Origin of the sequence: Kribbella sp. NPDC049227, assembly GCF_043197265.1 — a bacterium.
Classification (GTDB): Bacteria; Actinomycetota; Actinomycetes; order Propionibacteriales; family Kribbellaceae; genus Kribbella.
The window spans coordinates 768459-788505 of the sequence record NZ_JBICST010000005.1 but is presented as its reverse complement, the minus strand read 5'-3'; the positions used below and the strand labels follow the sequence as shown (position 1 = coordinate 788505).

Sequence of the window (20047 nt, the reverse complement as noted above, 5' to 3'; positions counted from 1 at the left end):
CCTTTCGACAAGGGCTCGCTTGTTCTGCAACGTCGGGGTCACCACGCGCGTTGGATGAGGCTGCCGATCGTCCCGGTGGTCGAACCAATTCCTGCCGCGAGGTCCGATGCCGAGAAGGCGACATGAATCCCCCACGCCCTCGACTGAAGCTTGAGCGCGTCGATCACGAACGCGTCGGTCGCAGGCTCACCGGTTGCCCGCAGGACCGCCCGGTCGGCTTTCGCAATCCCGACCAGCTCCTGCGCGGAGTCGAGCGCCTTCCCCGATCCGGCCGCCCCGAGGAACGCAGCCGCCTGGAAGCCCGAGTCGATCGAGTTCTTCCACTCGTGGTTCGCGATGTACACGCCCGCGTCGAACGAACTCACCACGGCACCTGCTCCGGCACAGTACTTCGAGAAGAACGAGCAGACGCCCAACGCCGCTTCGCCCGCCTTCCACCATGGGTTGTTGATCAGGCCCTTCAGGCGCTTGGCAAGGCCCGGCTTCTTCGGGGCTATGGAGTAGTGGGAGCCGCAGTAGTCGTGGGCTGTGTCTACGTGGCAGCCGGGGTGCCAGATCTCGTAGCTGGCGTTGCCGTCGGCGCCGCAGTAGTTGTGGCTGGAGTCGATGTAGCAACCCGGATAGTGGCGTTTGGCCGGGCCTGCGCTGCGGTGGGAGGTCGAGTGGTGGGAGGAGCCGCGGGGTGCGTGGTAATGGCGGGCTCGTTTGGCTTGGGACTTCTCCCAGTTCTTCATGCAGGAGCCCCAGCAGTCGGCCGGCTTCAGGCCGGTCGGGTCGCTGTAGGTGATGGGGTTGTCGGCCGCATACGAGTACGGGTTCGCGGTGTCCGGTTCGGCGTTGTTGTCCAGCGGGTCCGGTGACACGAACTTGGCGATCGTCGGGTCGTAGTACCGGGCTCCGAGCAGGTCGAGGCCGGTGGCCTTGTCCTGGACCTTGCCGAGGAAGCCGCGATCGGTGGGCAGTTGGTTCCCGGCACCGCGCGGGGCGCCGTTCGGAAGGTAGCGCTGGCGGCTGACCGCACCAGCCGCGTTGATGGCGAGCTGAGCGGAGCCCTGCTGGTCGGCAGTGAGCCAGGTCAACCCGGCCGGCGTGCGCTGCGCGACCACGGCTCCACCGGAGTTGTAGTACCGCGTCGCCGTGACCCCACCAGCGCCTGCGACCAGTTCGGTGCCGTCCAGGAACAACGTCGTGCTGCCGGATTCGCTGCGCAGCAAGCGGTCACCGTCGGCGCTGTAGACGAAGTTGGTCGTGCCAGTGCTCGTGGTGAGTGCGGTCAGCTGGTTCTGCGCGTCCCACGTCAACGTGGACGCGGTTCCATCGATCTTCCTGGTCTGAAGGTTGCCGTCGGCATCATAGGTGTAGGTGTTCGTCCCGACCGCACTGACAGCGTGCGGACGGACCGAGCCGGCACCCTGGGCCGGGTAGGTGTAGGTGGTGGTAGCCCCATTGCTACTGGCGGAGGCGATGTTGCCCGAGCCGTCATAGGTGTAGGCCAGGTCGTACGGATCGGGGCCGCCGGTGTCGGCGGCGTTCGGGCAGCTGGTGGTTGTCGTGTACGCGGTCGTCAGCCGGTCGCGGCCGTCGTACCCGAAGCACTGTGACTGGTTGGCGACCCGGTCGGCGATGGTCTTGACGTTGCCGATCTGGTCGTAGGTGTAGCCGTCGTCCTGCACAGTGTTGCCGCTGACAACGGTCTTGATTCCGGACAACCTGTTGGTGGTCGTCTCGTAGCTGTACTGGCGTTGCACGCTGCTGCCGTAGTTGCGGGATGCCAGCTTCAGCGAGTCGGAGTACCCGGTCCCGGTGACGTACGTCGCTGCGCCCGCGAGAGTGCTTGGCAGGCCGAGGCTGGTGTAGGCCTGCGTCACAGTTTCCTTGGGCAGACCGCCTGCCTCGGGGTAGGTGATCGAGGCCTGGTGATCCGCCGCGTCGTACTGGTACGCGAAGTTGTACGCGCCGGCCAGCGAACTCGGCGCTGGGATGGTCACCGACCGCGCGGTCACCCGATAGCGGCTGTCGTAGCCGTTGACCGTGGCGGTGTACCCCTTGCCGTCGGCGGCGTACGACGTGGACGACGAGACCTGGCCCAGCGCCCGGGTGACGCCGTCATCCATCAGTGTGTTGTCGTAGGTCCACGCGGCCAGCTTTTCGCCGGTGTCGACGTCGCCCAGCCAACTGGATGTCTTGCGACCGAGGTCGTCGTACCCGATCGACACCTTCTGGGCCTTGGCGTCCGTGACCGACGCGACCTTGCCGGCCAGGTCGTACGCGGTCGTGCTCTTGCCGCTGTCCGGGTCGTCGGCGGTCAGTCGGTGCCCCAACCAGTCGTAGCTGTAGGTGCTGACGTTGCCGTTGGGGTCCGTGACGGTGGCCAGTTCGTGCGTCGGCGTGTAGGTGTACTCGGTGTCCTGGTGGCGGGTGCTGTCCAGGTAGTTCTGGACCAGGGTGTTCTTGTCGTGAACGTCGGTCCAGGTGACTGTCTGCCCACCGGTCGGCGAGACCTCGACAGTGTGGTCACCGTGGTAGCTGGTAGTGGTGCGCCAAAGCTCCGCACCGGCCGCCTTGGTGACGTCCGCGATCGGCTGCTCCTGGGCGTCGTAGCTGGTCGTGCTGTACTGCGGGATCGCGTTCTCGGCCGGGTTGAGCAGCCCTGATCCGGCGTCTGCGGAGTTGTAGAACGGCTGGGACTCCAGAGTGCTCAGCCCTCGGCTGTCATTCCGGGTGACGGTGACCGCCCGGCCGCCCTGGGGTGCAGGCGTCTGGCTCTCGACCGCACTGCCGAACCCGTCGTCGTACTCGTAGCTGGACAGCCACACCGCACTCGTACCGGTGCCGGACTGCAGTTGCCTGGAGGTGACCAAGGTCGGTCCGGTCGGGGCGGTGATTCCGGTGGCCGGAGTGACGTAGCTGAAGGTCGACGATGCCGTACCACCCGAGCGGGGCTCTGTCGGTCGCCAGACTGCGACGAGCCGGCCGAGTGCGTCGTAATCGGACTCGGTGACCTTGCCGTTGAGGTCCTTCACCTTCACGGCTTGGCCGAACGCCGGGCTGAGCACCGTCACGGTCGACTGGTTCAGCGGGTTGGTGACGGTGACACCGTCGGTCGGGTAGCCGGTGGCCGGGGCGTACGCGCTGGTGCTGACCTTCCCCAGCGGATCGGTCTCGGTCTTCACTCGTCCCTGGTCGTCGTAGGTGTGTTTGACCGTGCTCGCCGTGTTCGCGTCGGTGTACGACCGGACCTCGGTGGCGTTGCCGTCGAACGGCTTGTTGACGGCATCGTCGGTCGAGGCCGCACCGTCGTACAGCGTCACCTTCCGGGCGATCACCGGCCCGGTGCAGGTGCCCTGATGGGTCTCCGCGGTCTCCGGGTAGTCGATCATCCAGCGCCAGTCGTCGGTGTTCCGTGCGTACGACGTGGTCGTGCAGGTGTCGTCGGTGGCGATCGCCGTGTCACCCAGATCGGACTCGGTTGCCTCGAGGCCGTACGCGTCGTACGTGTGCTCGATGTCGGTCGCCTGCCAGGTGCCGTCGTCCCGCCGGTCCCGGGTGTAGTGCTTCTGCTCCCGCACTTGGTACGCGTTGTGTAGTCCCGGACCGTTGGCCGTGATGCCGGTGTCGGTGTAGATCCAGCGCTCAGACGACAGTTCGGTGTACTTGTCGTCGTCGCCGAGTCGGTAGTCCTGGGTCTGCAGCCTCTGCCCGGCGCGACGCTGGTAGTCGTAGAAGACGTTGTTGTCGTAGTCGGTCAGCGTCGTCCCCCGGGCGCTGCCGTCGGCCTTGATGTCCTCGTTCAGACCGCGGTAGTACGTCGTCGTCTTGACCGTCCGCTCGGCCTTGAGCCCCTCGCCCTTGGTCACCCGCACCTGCTGGTAGCCCCTCCAGTCACCCCAGGTCTTCTGCTCGCTGGGCGTGATCATGTCTTCGTCATGCGCCCAGGCGGCATTACCCAGGTACGCGTACGACGTGACCTGGTCCGGCTGTCCACCGACGTGGTCGATGTCGCGTACCTCGACCGCCGAGTACTTGTGGAAGATTCCGAACCCCGCAGCGGCCCCGTCGGGCTTGAACAGCTGCGGATAGCACTCGTCGTCGTTGGTGTCCCAGTGGCCGTCCTTGGTCTTGTACCAGGCGTCCCACCCGGTGGCACCCGAGCCGCCGACGAAGCAGCCGTGGCCCGTGGCGTGGTCGTAGGTGACCTTGGTCTCGCCGCCGAACTCGTTGTGGATGTTCGTGACCCGGCGCATCGAGAGCGGCTTCACCCCCAGGCTCGCGTTCCAGTCCACCCGGTTGTTCAGGTTGTGCCCGTCGAAGTTCGTGACCGGCTCGCGGATCGTCCCACCCTGCAGGCCGATCCGGCGGACGTAGTCGAGCCACAGGGCCGGCTGGGTCCCGTCGTCAGTGGCCGGGAACGCGTACTTGAACTGGTACTTCGTGACTGGGTCGTACCCCGTCCCCGCGGCGTTGCGGACGAACGTCGACACCGAGTCCAGCCAGTCGGTGACGAAGAACGTGGGTGAGTGCTTCGAGCAACCACTCGAACAGATCTGGTCCGTCGGCACGTCGGGGTACGACGACGGCGAACTGGCGATGGTCGGGCAGTCCGCCGGCGGGTTCAGGTCCGGCTCGTCGACCGTCGTGCGCTGCTTGCAGCGGTTGTAGTGGGTGAACGACACGTACGCCGGCGGCTCCGCATCCGGAGTCTCCGTCTTGCCGTACTCGATCTTCGACAGATAGCCGCCGCGGATGTATGACAGGTCGTTGCCGGACGAGGTCCGCCGGTAGGTGTTGGTCTCGGTCGCGTAGTAGAGGACGGTCCAGTTCTCGTTCGGGTCGTGGATGTGGTCGAGGTTCCACCGGTAGGTCTGCTTGCACGACGCCAGGTCCGACTGGTGACAGGGCTCGCCGGAGTCATCGCTGACCACCGGCACGATCCAGTTCGAGTTCGTCTTGGCGTGGGTCGTGCGCTGCTTGTCCTCGCCGTACCCGAAGTAGTAGCGGGAACCGTCGAGCGTCGAGATGATCCAGTACTCGCCGTCGTTGTCGTCGTTCGGACCGCCGGTGACGTGCTCGATCTTGTACGACTCGTCGTCGCGCATCCGGTACGAGCCGTCGGCCGCCTTGATCAGCTCGGTGGTGTGCCCGCCGAAGTTGATGATGTACTCCGCCGCGGCCGGATCACCGGAGTACGGCGACGACCAGCACAGGTCACCCCAGCCGACGTGCCCGTCCTCCGAGCAGGACTTGTAGACCCGCTGGATGTACGGCTCGCTGAGGTCCCAGCCCTGCCCGACCCACGAGGCCTGGTTGTTGCTCTTCGAGCTGCGGCCGTCGACCGAGCCGGAGTTGTAGTTCAGCGACAGGTCCGGCGCCTTGCCGTACGGCGGCGCCGGCAGCTCGAGCGGGTACGAGTAGGTGAAGGCGCCGCCCGCCTCACCGGCCATCCACTTCGCCGAGTCGCTCAGGTCGGTGGCCCGGTAGTCACCGCTCTGCCCGGAGGCCATCGGCGTCACCGCGTACACGACCGGGACACTCGAAGCAGCCACGGTCGCAGTCAACGTCTGTGTGGTGGCGTTGTTGCTGGTGACCACCGGCGTCCCACCGGCACATGCTGCGTTCTCCGGGTGATCGGCGCAGGTGCCAGGGAGCTTCACGACCCGCAGGCGATCGGCGTACGAGCCGCCGTACGCGTCTGCGAAGCGCGAGTAGTTGACGGTCAGCTTGACCGCGTCCGCCGCGCTCTGCCCGTCAGTACGCCGCAGTTCCAGCGCCATCGCGGTCCCGGTGCCGAAGTGCGACGCCGGATCGTGCCCCAGGCTGCGAGCGCGCACCTGCGCCGGGAGGGCCTTGCTGACAGCGGATGCCGCGCCGGCGCCGGCGATGGTCACGGGCAGATCGCCCAGTTGCACCGGATGTCCGTCCGGCACCGAAACAGTCACGTCCGCGGGCTGCGGCCAGTTGGTCGTCGTACTTGCCGCTGCCGTCTTGTCGGGGTCGGGCGTGTGGGCCACCGCGGGTGCGCCACGGCCCGGAACCGATGGTTCCTTGACCACGGCCGCTGCCGGCGGGGCCGGTGGACCCGCTTGTGCCGGCAGGGCCGACAGTGTGCTGGCGACCAGCGCGGCACTGAGGAGCGAAAGCAGAGTTCTCGGCACCATCGAGGGTTCTCCTGGCAGACGTCGGGCGGAGCGGGCAGGACTCTTCCTCCCCGCTCGGGCAGCCTGACGGAGCGGTGTTGCCAAGACGTTGCCACGACCGTGCCACGCGGACTCGGGGCACTATCAGCTGTTGAGGCGGATGATCTCGGGGGTGTCGGGAACGGGCTGGCCGAGGAGCACCTCGGCCTGCGCGGGACGCAGTACGTCGAGGTCGCGCAGGATGGTGATCGACTCGTGCCAGTGGACCCGGGCGCGGTCGTCGTCGCCGAGCGCGTGGTACGCCTGACCGATCCCCCACAGCTGCTCGGACTCGTTGTAGCGGTCGCCCCAGTCCCGGAACAGCGGCAGCGCGGCGCGGTGGCAGTCGATGGCCCGTGACGGCTGCCTCGACCGGAGATAGGCCCACCCGAGGTTCGCCAGCGCCAGGGCCTCGCCGGTCCGGTCGCCGAGGTCGCGGTGCCTCGCGATGCTCTGCTGCCCACAGACGATCGCCTCGTCGCAGCAACCGGCCGACTGCAGCGCCAACCCGAGGTGGTTCAGCGCAGAGGCCTCCCCCGGCACGTGACCTATCCGGAGGTTGATCGCCAGCCCTTCCCGCAGACAGGCAACGGCCTCGTCGAGCTGCCCGAGCTGCCGGTAGGTGATACCGAGCCCGGTCAAGCATCCCGCCTCGCCGATGTGATTGCCGGTCTCGCGCCAGAGCTCCAGTGCTCTCTTGGTATGCCGCACCGCCTCGGCGAGGCGACCGACCTGCCCGCAGAGCACACCGAGGTCTTCCAGCGTCTGTGCTTCACCTTCCTGATCTCCGCTGCGGCCTGCGGCGTCGGCGGCCAGCTCGTTGAGCGTGATCCGCTCGCGGGAGTGGCCGCGGTTCGCCAGTGGCCGGTACAGCGCATGCACCAGCCGGACTGCCTGATGCGGCGCATTACCCGGCAACTCCAGTGCTCGCCGGATGGTGGCGACCAGATCGGCCAGGTTGACCTCGGTCCACGCGATCGCCTCCGTCGGCGTCCGTAGCTCCACCTGGCCGGCGACGAGGGTTCGTGCGACCCGGCGTGACTCGGTGGGATGCACCAGAAGCGTCGCCTGCGTCGCCCAGGTGAGGTAGGACGCGAGCAGACGTCGTACTGCGGCGTGACGCGCCTGCTCGGATTCGTCGGTCTGCGCGCGGTCGCGGGCGTAGGCCAGGACCAAGTCGTGCATGCGGTAGCGGCCGGGTTCTACCTCGTACAGCAGGTACTCGTCGAGCAATGCCTCCAAGTGGGCGTCCGCCTCAGCTACCGATCGTCCGGACAGGGCAGCGGCCGTCTGTGGTGTGAGCTGGTCGCCAGGGTTCAGTCCCAGCCGTCGGAAGACTCGTTGTCGCTGCGGCGGCAGAGCGTCGTACGACAGGTTGAACGACGCCTCCTGTGAGACATCGGCCGACAACCGCCGAGCCAGGTCGCCCAGTGTCCAGGTCGGGTGCCCGCGGAGGCGGCGCGCGGCGAGCGTGATGGCCATGGGCAGATGGCCACACAGACTCGCGATCCGCGCGGCATCGGCCTCATGCCCGGCCACGCGTTCAGGGCCGGCGATCCGGGCCAGCAACGCGATTGCCTCGGCCCGTGTGAAAACGTCCAGCGGAATCGGTTGGACCCCGTCGAGTCCGGACAGCCGACGGCGACTGGTGATCAGTACCAGGGACGGTCCGCTCCCAGGCAGCAGCGGGCGTACCTGCTCCTCGAATGCCGCGTTGTCCAGCAGCACCAGAGCCCGTCGACCTGCCAGGTGGCTGCGGTAGAGCGCGGCACGTGCTTCCAGGTCCTCAGGGACCTCCCAGCCCGGTACGCCGAGTTGGCGAAGAAAGCCACCGAGGACTGTCCCGGGATCGGCCGGCGTCCGTTGCGGATCGAAGCCGTGCAGGTCCGCCCACAACCGAACCTCGTCGAACCAGCCACGGCGTACCAGGTCGTGCGCGGCGTGGATCGCGAACCGGGTCTTGCCGACACCCGCCATCCCTTCGATCGCGCAGACCACCGGTTGGCTCCCCCGGCCCTGTGCGGCAGGCGCCGCCAGCGCGGTCAGCGTGGCCTGCTCGCCGTCCCGGCCGGTGAACTCGGGGATGTCCATCGGCACCTGCTGCGGCGGCTTGCTCGGCTGGACCGCGACCACAGGCCCGGCCGCAGCCGGGGCGAGGGTCGGATCGCAGGTAAGGATCTTCTGCTGCAACTTCCGCAGCTCCGGACCGGGGTCCAGGCCCAGCTCCCCGGTCAGACGGTCACGGGCCTGCGCCAGCACTTGCAGGGCGTCGGCCTGCCGCCCGGCCCGGTACAGGCCTAGCGCGAGGCGGGCCCAGAGGCCTTCGCGATACGGATGGTCGCCGATCAGCCGGTGGACCTCGGCCACGGCCTGCTCGTGGCGGCCGCAGTCGAGGTCGGCGTCGATCGCGAGTTCGGTCGCGACCAGCCGGAGTTCGTCGAGATCCGTCGCCAGCCGCCGGCGGAGCAGGTCGGAACTGGCGTCCGCGAGCGCCGGACCGCGCCACAAGCTCAACGCCTCGCGGAGCAGCCGTCCTCTCGCCGTGACGTCGACCGTGTCCCGAGCCTGCTGGACCAGCCTGCTGAAGCGGTTGACGTCAATCGCCGCCGGGTCCGTCGCGAGCAGATAGCCCCCACCCCGCGCCTCCAGCCGTACGCCGTACCGATCGCGTCCCGCAGGCAACAGGCACGAGCGCAATCTCGAGACGTGGCTGCGCAGGCTGGCTCTGGCGGAGTCGGACGGGCTGCCGTCCCAGAGCAGGTCGATCACCCGATCGGCGGACACCAACCGGTTCGCCTCCAAAAGGAGGATCGCCAGCAGGGCGCGCTCCCGGCGTCGGCCGAGTTGCAGCCGTTCGGCGCCGTGCCAGGCCTCGATCGGCCCGAGCAGTCCGAACCTCGCCGAGCCGAGTTCCGGCTCACCCTCCCGCGGCAATATCCTCACTGCCCGATCCTCACTTTCCGGCCCCAGCCCGGCCCGATCATCCGCCCCGGATCGAACCCCGCGCCGACAGTGTGCCGCGCCAGGGTGTCGTCCGGGACGTTCCGGAACTACGACGTACGGCCGGAACGCCTTGTGACACGGGCCGCTCTGCAAGCCTGCCGGTGGCTGGCTGCAAATATGCGGACGGTTTGACTGCAGATCTGCCACTCCTTCAACAGCTTGGGCGCCCGGTTCTCCACCCGTAGCCCGCCACTCTCTGCACCCAGCGGCCGGCCAGGGACAACGCGGGACGCAGGACGAGCGTTCGACCTGGAGCGCCCAAGCCAGCTGGCCCGACAGGGTCCATCAATCACCTCTTTACGCACCTCAATCAGCGCGAGAGGATGGGTCAGCGATGAGAACCGATGCGAACGTAGCCACTTGCGAATCCCTTACCAGTAAGAGCTTCCGCGCACCATCGACAAACCCTGATCAACCTCAAATGGAAATCAGCGGGTTCGGGTTTCGAGTCCCTGGCGGCGCACAAAAGCCCAGGTCAGAGCGCTGACCTGGGCTTTCGTGTATCCGAGGCCCATGCTTTATCCCACGCTTTCAACCCTGCCGTGGCTCGTCGCGGCGGAGCAGCTGCAACTTACGCAGCTTCGGGGCACCGGGCTGGGCATCGTTGGTGTCCAGCCAGCCCGGCCAGCGATCTCCGGCTGCCTGTTGAGTGCGGCTTCCAGTGCCGCCGCCACATTGGGCTGGCCGAGTGGGCCAAGCTACTTTGGGTCGGGGTGCGGCTTCGGGTGGGTTGGGCGGGTGGCTGGTGGCATCGGAGCGACTTGACGGCGCTCGCTGGTGAGAGGAGACAGAGGTTGGAAGAGTTCGCTGCCACCCGCGCGTCAGCTGCGGAACCTGGGCCGTTCGACGGGCCGCCGCCGGTCGAGGTGCGCGGCGATCGGCTGGTTTACCGAGATGCTGTCGTTGCGCGTCCGGAAGGATTCCGCCCTCTGCTGCTCGATCTGGTGGTGCCTGCGGATGGCGGGCCGGTTCCGGTGGTCGTGTGGATTCACGGTGGAGCTTGGCTGCGCGGGAGTAGCAAGCCGTACCCGACGCCGGTCCCGGTGGAACTGATCCGAGATTGCCTGCTGGACGCCGGCAGTGCGGTTGCGAATATTCAGTATCGGCTGAGCGGGGAGGCGACCTTCCCCGCCCAGTTACACGACGTGAAGGCCGCTGTGCGCTGGCTGCGTCACCACGCCGGAGAGCTTCGGTTGGATCCAAGACGGGTCGGGGCGTGGGGCGACTCCGCCGGCGGGCACCTCGCGGCGTTACTTGCTGTCACCGGAAACGTTCCGGAGCTCGAAGGCGATGCGGGCGTGACCGGTGTGAGTAGTTCCATCCAGGCGTGCGTGGACTGGTACGGTCCGACCGATCTGGCCAGCATGCAGGCTCAGGCGCACCCACTGGCGACGGAAGACCATGACGCTCCCGACTCACCCGCGTCCCGGTTGGTTGGCGCCCCGATCCAGACGGTGCCGAAACTTGCCGCCGCCGCGAGCCCTGTAACGCATGTATCGGCCGGCGCACCGCCAATCCTCATCCTTCACGGCATCGAGGATCGGTCCGTCCCGATCGGGCAGAGCAGATTGCTCGCCGATGCCTACGATCGCGTGGGAGCGCCCGCCCGGTTCTTGCCCATCGCTCACGCCGATCATGTCTTCGAGGGCAGCGACCATCGCCCGCTGGTTGCAGCCAGCGTGGATTTTCTCACGACGACCCTGCGGGAGCACCCCTCACCGACCCGATCGGCGAGGACCGCGCCCAACGGTTGATCGCGGTGCCTCCGGCAAACGGCCTGGTCTGCCAGAGGGGGCGCCTCCTTGTCTGGCTGCTCGCAGTACTCACGGCTTACCTTCGATGACGAGCCGGACGTCGCGGCATGGAAGCGTGCGGTGGCGGCTGGCGAAGCGAGTGAAGGAAGAGGCGGGGCGCTGCCGCTGACAGCGCGACCCCGGCATGCCGATGTGACGATGTCGCCAATAGCGATGCTCGTGCACCGTCAAAGTGGCGATTCGTGCCTACGCCGAGGGGGACTCGCCAACTAACGCGATACTGACGGTGTCCTCCGGCGAGAGTGTCGCCAGGTTTGGGGGCTCGCTTTCCGCTTCGCGCTCGTCGTCCGGCGGCAGCAGGAACACGGAGATGCCCGCCCCCGTCAGCTCCGACCAGGGGTAGCCGAACCTCCCACCGGAATCGGTCAGCCAGACTCCGTCCTCGTCAACGGTCACACGGTCGGTCACCTGTGTCCCTACCGATGCGCCCTGGTGATGGCCTCCGTTGCTCGGCTCTCGCCGTCCCCTCAAGGTGCTCAAGTAGTTGGCAGTCTCCGGAAACATCAGTCGCACTCTCTTCTTGGGGTGTCACTGGTAGGACGACGCCGTGGCAAGGGTCGGGTGGTAGGCGGTGGTGCTTGGCAGGTGTCCATTCGCCGCCGGCCAGGTCGGTTGTCTCGAAGGGGACGTAGCGGCGTTCCGGCGTGAACTCGTCGATCCAGAGGTACCACCTGTCCTCGGTGTTCGACTTGTACACCAGCGGGCCCTCGCCCTGGGCGATCGCGCCCAGGCCGATGCCCTCGGCCAGCGGCTTCCACTCGGCATCGGTCAGCGAGGTCGAGGTTTCGGAGAAGATCGATTTGCCGAACGGCGCGTTGGGGCTGCGGCTGCGCTCGTCCTTCAGGAAGCGGTACCAGAGGCGGTCGGCCTCGATCACCGTGGTGTCGATGGTTTGCCAGCCTCGGTCGATCCATACCCGCGGCTCGGAGAACTCACGGAAGTCGCGCGTCGTGGCGTACATGATCCGGTTGTAGCTCTCGCCCTCGTGTTCGGCGTTGTCGTAGAGCGTCGAGGACCAGTGCACGAGGTACGCGTCCCGCTCGGGGTCCCAGACCGCTTCCGGCGCCCAGGCGTTGCCGGCCTCGGGCGGTGCGACCTCGACGAGCCGGCCGTCGCCCCAGTTCACCAGATCCGGCGACTCCCAGAGCATGATCGAGCGGCTGCCTCGGCGTTGGTGCCGGTCCCAATCGAGACTGGCGTACAGGCGCAGGTCGGTGGCGATCAGATAGAACCGGTCGCCTTCAGGTGAACGGACGATGTGCGGGTCTCGTACGCCGCCTTCGCCCAGAGCGGAGTACAGGACCGGCTTGCCGCCGTTGAGGTCGGCGAAGTGGAGCGGGTCGTTGCCGTCGCTCAAGGCGAAGTAGATCTGCTCACCGTCGACCGATTCGCGCTTGAAATGCGCATAGAGGTAACCCGCGTACATCTCAGCCTGCCTGGAGGTCGACGGCGAGGCAGTTCGCGACCTCGAGCGGAGGTGTCTCAGGTAGCTCGACGACCAGGATGCCGTGGGCTTGCTCGAAAGCTACGGGCCCGTGCCCGAGCAGACGTACACCGGTCACCGATCCGCCGGCCAAGCTGCGGATCACGGCGCGCCGGTCGTCCGGCCAGGAGAGTTGGAAGGCGTAGACGGTGTTCTCGCGGCGGGTGAACCGGTAGTCGGAGCTCGTCCAGCTGACCCGGTCCTCGGTGAAGCCGTCGATGATGACGCTCGACGGTCCTTCACCGAACACCGTGAACGGTCGGGTGCCGTAGATGCCCTCGCCGCAAACCTTCGTCCAGGCGCCGAGGTCGTCGAGCAATCGGGTGCATTCGAGGTCGAGGCTACCGTCGGGCTGTTGTGGCACGTTGAGGAGGAGGTTCCCGTTCTTCGACACGATGTCGACGAGCAACTCGATCACGTGGCCGGCGGTCTTGTAGACATCGCGGACGTTGTAGAACCAGTCGCCGACCGACGTGTCCGTCTGCCAGGGCCGAGGCTGGATGCCAGGGGTCTGGCTCCGTTCGATGTCCATCATCCCGACTGCGCTCACCTCGGGCCGGCGGTCCTTCTGCTGGTAGACCGCACGGTTCGTGCCGTGGATCCGGGCACTCGTGTTGTACAGGTGTGACACCGCGCGCAGACCGGGCTCGTACGTCGCCTCGCCGAACGGCAGCGGCCCGTCGGAGTACAGCAGGTCGGGCTGGTACCGGTCGATCATCTCGGTCACGGCCTCGAGCCAGTGCCGATGCCACGCGGGATCGTCGCTGTACCACGGATCGGGTACGTCGACGTCCTGCAGATACCGGCTGTTGTCCAGATAGAGATCACGGCTGGCCGGATCGGTCCCGTCGTACGGTCCGAAGCGATCGCTGCCCTTGTTGACCGACATCCACGTGAGCGCCGCACCGAGGTGTTCGGTGATGCCGAACGGCAGCCCGTGGTCGTCCGCGGCAGCCTTCCACAGCGCAAGGATGTCCTTGCCCGGACCGACCTTCACCGAGTTCCAGCGATGGACGGCCGACTCGTAGTTGAAGAAGTTGTCGTGGTGCACGGCCTGCGCGACGAAGTACCGCGCACCAGCCGCAACGAACCGATCCATCAGGTCCTGTGGGTCGAACCTTTCGGCCTTCCACAGCTGTACGACGTCCTTGTAGCCGAACTGCGACGGGTGCCCGTAGGTCCGCAGGTGGTACCGGTACTGATCGGTTCCCTCCCGATACATGTTGCGTGCGTACCAGTCGCCGTACCGCGGGACCGACTGCGGACCCCAGTGCGACCAGATGCCGAGCTTCGCATCCCGGAACCAGTCCGGGCATTCGAACGTACTCAGGGACTCGAAAGTTGCGTCGAACGGCACTGGTCGCTCCTCGTCGGTGGTGCAGGGTTACTTGTTGGGAATCTTGTCGTAGGCGGTCTGCTGGATCTCGAGGTACCGTTTCAGGCCGAGGCCGTCGAGACCCTTGACGTAGGCGTCCCAGTCGGTGTCGATGTTCTTCGACCCGGTGATGAACTGCAGGGAGTTCTGCTGGATGTAGTTCTCGAGGTTGGTCTGCAGAGTCGCGACCTCGTTGGCGAGCGACGGGTCGATCCAGACCCGCCAGAACGGGTAGATCTTCGCCTTGTCCTCGTGGCCGGCGTACAGCTTGGTGGCCTCGAAGAGCTTGCGCTCGTACCCCGCCTGCGAGTGGATGTCGGTGTCGATGACCTCGGAGTTCCGGAACTTCGCGGTGTTGTTGTACTGCGCGAGCGCGCCCCACCCGGAGTTCCGCGGCTTCGAGCCGGGCTTCAGCGGGATCTGCTGGAAGCTCGGCTTCAGCGCCTTGTCGAGCGCCACGTCACCGGGACCGGGCTTGGTCCAGGCCTTGCCCTCCGAGCCGAACTGTCCGTTGATCTGGCCCTCGTCGGTGAAGATGTAGTCGAGCATCTTGATCGCCTGGATCTGCTTCTCCGGTGTGGCCTTCGACGTCAGCACGAACGTGGCGCCGGGAATGCTCGGGAAGACGTAGCCGGCGTAGTTCGCGCCACTCGGACCGGTCAGCGGCGGCACCGCGTCGTACTGCTTGTCCCGCCCGTCCGCCGAACCGATGTTGACGAAGATGCCCGAGTGCATGACGGTGCCCGAGCCGAGGATCACCGAGCCGGCGTGGTTGCCCTCCTGCGAGAGCGCGTCCGGGTTCTGGGTGAAGGCGCCCTTGTCGATCAGGCCTTCCTTGTAGAGCGAGTTGATGTACCGCAGGCCCTCGCGCCAACCGTCCTTGTTCGCCTGGACGTCGACCTTGCCGTTGTTGAGCACCAGCGTGGTGTTGTTGCCGCCGCTGTTGTTCTGCCCTTGCGGATCGTAGATGAAGGCGTTCATGAAGTAGGGGATGAGGTTGTCGCGGAGGTTCGCGCTGAGCGGGATCTCGTCCGCCTTGCCGTTGCCGTTCGGGTCCTGGGTCTTGAACGCCTGGAGCACCTTCCGCATGTCCTCGGTGGTCTTCGGCTGCTCGAGGCCCAGCTTCTTCAACCAGGCCGAGTTCATCCACAGCTTGTCCGGGTACGAGCAGTGGAAGCAGTCGACCCACTGCGGCATCCCGTAGATCTTGCCGTCCGGCGCGGTCGCCATCGCCTTCCACTCCGGCGTGGAGTCCAGCGCCTTCTTGATGTTCGGCGCGTACTGGTCGATCAGCTGGTTCAGCGGTACGACGACACCCTGGTTGGACAGCCTCAGCAGGTCCGCCGTGGTGAACTGGTCGACCCACGGGATCAGCAGGTACAGATCGGGGTAGTCGCCGCTTGCCAGCGAGATCTGCCGCTTCTCCTTCGCCGGGCCGCCGTCGTACGTCGTGGTCTGCCACTTGATGGTGAGGTTCAACTTCTGCTTGATCAGCTTGGTGAAGTCGTTCGTGGCGAGGTTCGTGTCGGCGGACTGCGGCGCGAAGACGTTCAGCGTGACGTCGGGGTTCCCGGTGATCGTCGGCAGCGGTTTGCCTTGCTCGTCGGCCGAGCCTTTCCCGGAACAGGCCGCGAGCGCGAGTGCGAGCAGGCTGGCACCGACGACGGCGGCGCGTGCCTTCCTTCTGAGGTGTACAGACATAGGTCCCTCACAGGGGTCGAGGTGATGCGGAGGATCAGCCCTTGACGGCGCCGATCAGGATTCCCTTGGTGAAATAGCGCGCGACGAACGGATAGATGAGCAGCACCGGAACGCTGGCGACCACGATCAGCGAGTACTTGAGCAGGTCGGCCATCTGCTGGCGCTGGATGACGACGGACGCGTCGACCGCGCCGCCGCCGGTGGTGTTGAGGATCAGGATGTTCCGCAGTACCAGCTGCAGCGGGAACAGGTCCGGGTTCTTCAGGTAGATCAGCGCGTCGAAGTACGAGTTCCACTGCATGATCGCGTACATCAACGCGACCACCGCGATCATCGGTTTGGCCAGCGGGATCACCACCGACCACAGGAACCGCAGGTCACCGCAGCCGTCCAGCTCGGCGGCCTCGACCAGTTCCTCAGGGATCGCGGTCCGGAAATAGGTACGGGCGATGATGACCTGCCAGACCCCGATCGCCTGCGGGATGATCAGCGCCCACCGGGTGTCCAGCAGGCCGACCGACTGGACCACCAGGTACGTCGGGATGAGGCCGCCGGTGAACAGCATCGTGAACAGGATCAACGTCATCACGACATTGCGGCCGACCAGGGTACGGCGCGACATCGGGTAGGCGATCGCGACCGTCATCGTGACGCTGACGATCGTGCCGACGACCGTGTAGAACAACGAGTTCAGGTACCCCTGGACGATCTGCGGGTTCTCGAAGACCGCGTGGTAGCCGCGCAACGAGAACTCCACCGGCCAGAACAGCACCCGTCCGGACGACACCGCCTCGGGGCTGCTGAACGAGCTGGCCACGATGTACAGCAGTGGCAGCACTACCACCGTGAGGAAGACCGCCAGCAGCAGATACACGCAGAACAAGAAGATCCGGTCGGTCCGGGGCTCGCGGATCCTGCGCGCCCTCGCGGCCCGGCGCTCGGTCCGCTTGGTCGGCTTGGTCGGCTGGGTCGGAGCTGTCGGCAGCGTCGGCAGGTCGGTTCGGGTACTCATGACCACAGTCCGTTTCCGGTGATCCGCTTGGCGATCGTGTTGACCATCAGCAGCAGCGCCAGGTTGATGACCGAGTTGAACAGGCCGACCGCGGTCGCACCGCTGAAGTCGGCGTTCAGCAGGCCGGTCTTGTAGACGTAGGTGGCGATGATCTCGGACTGGCTGAGATTGAGCGGGTTCTGCAGCAGGAAGGCCTTCTCGAACCCGATCGCCATGATGTTGCCGACAGCAAGGACCAGGATGATCACCGCCGTCGGCATGATGCCCGGCAGGTCCACGTGCAGGATCCGTCGCAGCCGGCCCGCGCCGTCCACCTTGGCCGCCTCGTGCAGCGCCGGGTCGATCCCGGCCAGTGCCGCGAGGTAGATGACCGCGGAGTACCCGGTGGTCTGCCAGACGTCCGACCAGACGTAGATGTGCCGGAAGTAGTCCGGGTTGCCGAGGAAGTCGACGGACGGTACGCCGAAGAACCCGAGCCCCTCGTTGACGATGCCGAGTCGCGGCGACAGCACCAGGATCGTCATCGACACGACCACGACGGTGGAGATGAAGTACGGCGCATAGGTCACCAGCTGCACGGTCCGTTTGAACAGCCCGGTGCGGACCTCGTTCAGCGCGAGCGCGAGGATGATCGCGATCGGGAAGCTGGCCGCGACCGTGTAGAGCGACAGTACGAAGGTGTTCTTCACCAGGGTCCAGAACACCGGGTTGTGGAAGAACAGGTCGAAGTTCTGCCAGCCCACCCACGGGCTCCCCCAGATGCCCTTGAGCACGTTGTAGCTCTTGAACGCCAGCACCGCGTTCGACATCGGGATGTACTTGAACACCACGAACCAGACCAGCGGCACGACCATCAGCAGGTAGAGGGTCCAATGCCGGCGCAGACTTCGGCGTAGGCCCTTGATCCCGGGACGATCCCGTCTCCCGCGACGGCCGGGCCGCGCTGGTGTCTCGCCGGCCGGTGGCCGGATGGTTGTCAGGGTTGCCATGAATCCTCCTCGTCCGGGCCGGCGATCAGATCGAGCTCAGGCGGTGGCCGATTCCGGCGCTCAACCTGACCGGCACCCGGTCGTCGCCGTGGCGTACGACCCGCTCCTGGTCCCGATCGGCGGTCAGGACTGCTTCCACGCCGTGCGGCGTCCACGCGATGTCGACAGTGACCCCGCCGCGGGCCCGCAGGCCGGTCACCCGTCCGCTGGGCCATTCGGCAGGCAGGGCGGGCAGCAGTTCGAGCTCGCCGGTGTGGCTGTGCAGCAGCATCTCCGCGATTCCCGCCGTCGCGCCGAAGTTGCCGTCGATCTGGAACGGCGGATGTGCGCAGAAGAGGTTCGGGTAGACGCCCGCGCCACTGCCAGGTCGGCCCTTCGCCGTGTCGTCCGCGGGCCTCAGGAAGGCACGGACCAGGCGGTGCGCCGCTACCGCATCGCGAAGACGGGCTCGCAGATTGATCTTCCACGCCAGCGACCAGCCAGTGGCCTCGTCGCCGCGCAGGTCCAGTGATCGCGCCGCCGCGGCTGCGAGGACCGGCGTACCGTCCGGTGTGATCGCATCGCCCGGGTGCAGACCGACCAGGTGCGACATGTGCCGGTGATGGGAATCTTCCTCGGTGAGGTCGGCCGCCCACTCCTGCAGCTGTCCTCGTGCGCCGACCGGCGGTTCGGGCAGTCGCTTGAGGGCGGTGGACAGCTCACCGACCAGGGGATCGACGACATCGAGGAGTTCGGCCGCCTGCGCGACCCGCTGGAAGAGATCCGAGATGAGGGCCAGGTCCATCGTCGCCGACAGGGTCACCGAAGCGGGCAGCCCGTCGTCGGCGATGTAGTCGTTCTCCGGCGACGTCGACGGCGACGTACCGAGGGTGCCGTCCGGCATCTCCGCCAACCAGTCGAGGCAGAACTCCGCCGCCCCGCGCAGCACAGGCCACGACTCGCCGAGGAACTCCAGATCGCCGGTGAACTCGTAGTGATCCCACAGATGACGGGCCAGCCAGGCGCCTGCCATCGGCCAGTTCGACCACCGCGGATCGCCCTCGACCGGGTACGACCAGCACCAGGCGTCGGCGTTGTGATGCGCGGTCCAGCCGCCGCAGCCGTACCGTTCCTTGGCCGTCGCACGCCCGGGTCGGGCGAGTTGACCGATATAGCGGAGCAACGGTTCGTGGCACTCGGACAGGTTGGTCGTCTCGGCCGGCCAGTAGTTCATCTCGGTGTTGATGTTGACCGTGTAGTTGCTGCTCCACGGCGGCCGGAGGATGTCGTTCCAGATCCCTTGCAGGTTGGTCGGCAGGCCGCCCGATCGCGAACCCGCGACCATCAGGTAGCGGCCGTAGTTGAACAGCAACGCCGCCAGCGAGGGGTCCTCGCCTTCGACCGCCCGCGCCACGCGTACGTCGGTCGGCAGCTCTGACTGGTCCGACCCGGTCAGCTCGAGTGACGAACGACGGAAGAGCCGCCGGTGATCCTCGCGATGATCATCCAGCAGTTCGTCGTACGCGCCGGTGCGCGCCGCAAGCACTGTCTGATCCGCGGCGGTCCAGCACTCCATTGCAGATCGGGTCGGCATGGTCGACGGACCGTCGTACCCGGTCGCCGAGGAGAGGATGAGCGTGACCTCGGTTGCGTCCTCGATCGTGAGCTCGGATTCGTCTGCGCGGATCTCTCCGTCGCTCACGGCCCGCAACGCGATAGCCGCTTCCATGCCACGATCGGGCCCATCGGAGTACCGGACCGGTTCCTGAACGTCGCCGCGATGCGGAGGCGCGACATCGGCCGGTGCCTGTAGCAACAATCCGAGTCCGTCCTCGACGGCATGAGGCTGCGAGGGCAACTGCGACGTCAGGCTGCAGGTCAGTCCCAGCACAGGCTCGGATGCCGTCAATCGCACGACCAGGACGTCGTCCGGTGCGCTGACAAACGCCTCTTGCCGCACGGCGATCCCGCCGACCTCGTACTCCGCCGTCGCCGTCGCAGCGTCGAGATCGAGTTCCCGCCGGTACTGCGTGACGTCGGCCGGAGCGATGCCGTTGACACGAATCTCCAGCAGGAGATCGCCCAACGGCAGGTACGCCTGCCCGTAGCCGGAGTGGAATCCGCCGGCCAACTCGTGCGCCCGGCGGATCTCGCCCGCCCCGAGCGCGTCGCGCACAGCCTGTACCGCCTCGGCGCCGGTCGCACCCAACGGAGTCGACAGCAACCGCGCGGTCTCCGGACTGCCCGACCACAGCGTCTCGTCGTTCAGCCCGATCCGATCCTGGCCGATCCCGCCGAAACACATCGCGCCGATGTGGCCGTTGCCGAGCGGCAACGCCTCCAGCCACGTGTCGGCCGGGCGGTCGTAGTACAAGCGCTGCGCACCGGACCGGTCCGAGCTCACCAGGTTGCCCATACTGCAGTCCTCCGTCGAGAAGACGAGGTATTAGTCCTATGAATTTCCGGGATCGTAGCGCCGCCGCTCCGATTGGTCCATACTGAACGCCATCGAATGGGC

General features: G+C 66.7%; 10 protein-coding genes. 1 reads left to right on the top strand and 9 read right to left on the bottom strand.

Features of this window, described 5'->3' with window-relative positions:
- Nucleotides 1-38: 38 nt before the first annotated feature.
- Nucleotides 39-6155 (bottom strand): RHS repeat-associated core domain-containing protein, encoded by a 6117-nt coding sequence (locus ACGFH6_RS25995; protein ID WP_393388716.1) that lies wholly within the window; start codon nt 6153-6155, stop codon nt 39-41.
- A 123-nt stretch (nt 6156-6278) separates the two neighbouring features.
- Nucleotides 6279-9116, bottom strand: a complete 2838-nt coding sequence (locus ACGFH6_RS25990; RefSeq protein ID WP_393388713.1) for a BTAD domain-containing putative transcriptional regulator — start codon at nt 9114-9116, stop codon at nt 6279-6281.
- 854 nt (nt 9117-9970) lie between these two features.
- Here ACGFH6_RS25990 and ACGFH6_RS25985 point away from each other — a divergent pair.
- Nucleotides 9971-10930 carry an alpha/beta hydrolase fold domain-containing protein gene (locus tag ACGFH6_RS25985; protein ID WP_393388710.1) on the top strand — a complete coding sequence of 320 codons (960 nt, stop codon included), beginning with the start codon at nt 9971-9973 and terminating at the stop codon, nt 10928-10930.
- A 246-nt stretch (nt 10931-11176) separates the two neighbouring features.
- Here ACGFH6_RS25985 and ACGFH6_RS25980 read toward each other — a convergent pair whose 3' ends face one another.
- The 7 genes from ACGFH6_RS25980 to ACGFH6_RS25950 are packed head-to-tail and all read right to left on the bottom strand — an operon-like array spanning nt 11177 to nt 19945.
- Nucleotides 11177-11386, bottom strand: coding sequence for a hypothetical protein (locus ACGFH6_RS25980; RefSeq protein ID WP_393388707.1), 210 nt, complete (start codon nt 11384-11386; stop codon nt 11177-11179).
- Nucleotides 11376-12416: a glycoside hydrolase family 43 protein gene (locus ACGFH6_RS25975; RefSeq protein WP_393388705.1), complete on the bottom strand. Its 1041-nt coding sequence runs from the start codon at nt 12414-12416 to the stop codon at nt 11376-11378. Before ACGFH6_RS25975 ends, ACGFH6_RS25980 begins: the two co-directional genes overlap by 11 nt.
- Before the next feature lies 1 nt (nt 12417).
- Nucleotides 12418-13830 carry an alpha-L-fucosidase gene (locus ACGFH6_RS25970; RefSeq protein WP_393388702.1) on the bottom strand — a complete coding sequence of 471 codons (1413 nt, stop codon included), beginning with the start codon at nt 13828-13830 and terminating at the stop codon, nt 12418-12420.
- Between the two features lie 27 nt (nt 13831-13857).
- The gene (locus ACGFH6_RS25965) at nt 13858-15549 is read right to left on the bottom strand and encodes an ABC transporter substrate-binding protein (RefSeq protein ID WP_393388699.1); all 1692 of its coding nucleotides are present in this window, start codon (nt 15547-15549) and stop codon (nt 13858-13860) included.
- A 34-nt stretch (nt 15550-15583) separates the two neighbouring features.
- On the bottom strand, nt 15584-16561 hold the full coding sequence (locus ACGFH6_RS25960) for a carbohydrate ABC transporter permease (RefSeq protein WP_393388697.1): 978 nt from the start codon (nt 16559-16561) through the stop codon (nt 15584-15586).
- Nucleotides 16558-17550: an ABC transporter permease gene (locus ACGFH6_RS25955; protein ID WP_393388694.1), complete on the bottom strand. Its 993-nt coding sequence runs from the start codon at nt 17548-17550 to the stop codon at nt 16558-16560. The genes ACGFH6_RS25960 and ACGFH6_RS25955 overlap by 4 nt, the downstream gene beginning before the upstream one ends.
- A gap of 25 nt (nt 17551-17575) precedes the next feature.
- Complete coding sequence (locus ACGFH6_RS25950) at nt 17576-19945, bottom strand: glycoside hydrolase N-terminal domain-containing protein (protein WP_393388692.1); 2370 nt, start codon at nt 19943-19945, stop codon at nt 17576-17578.
- Nucleotides 19946-20047 lie beyond the last annotated feature (102 nt).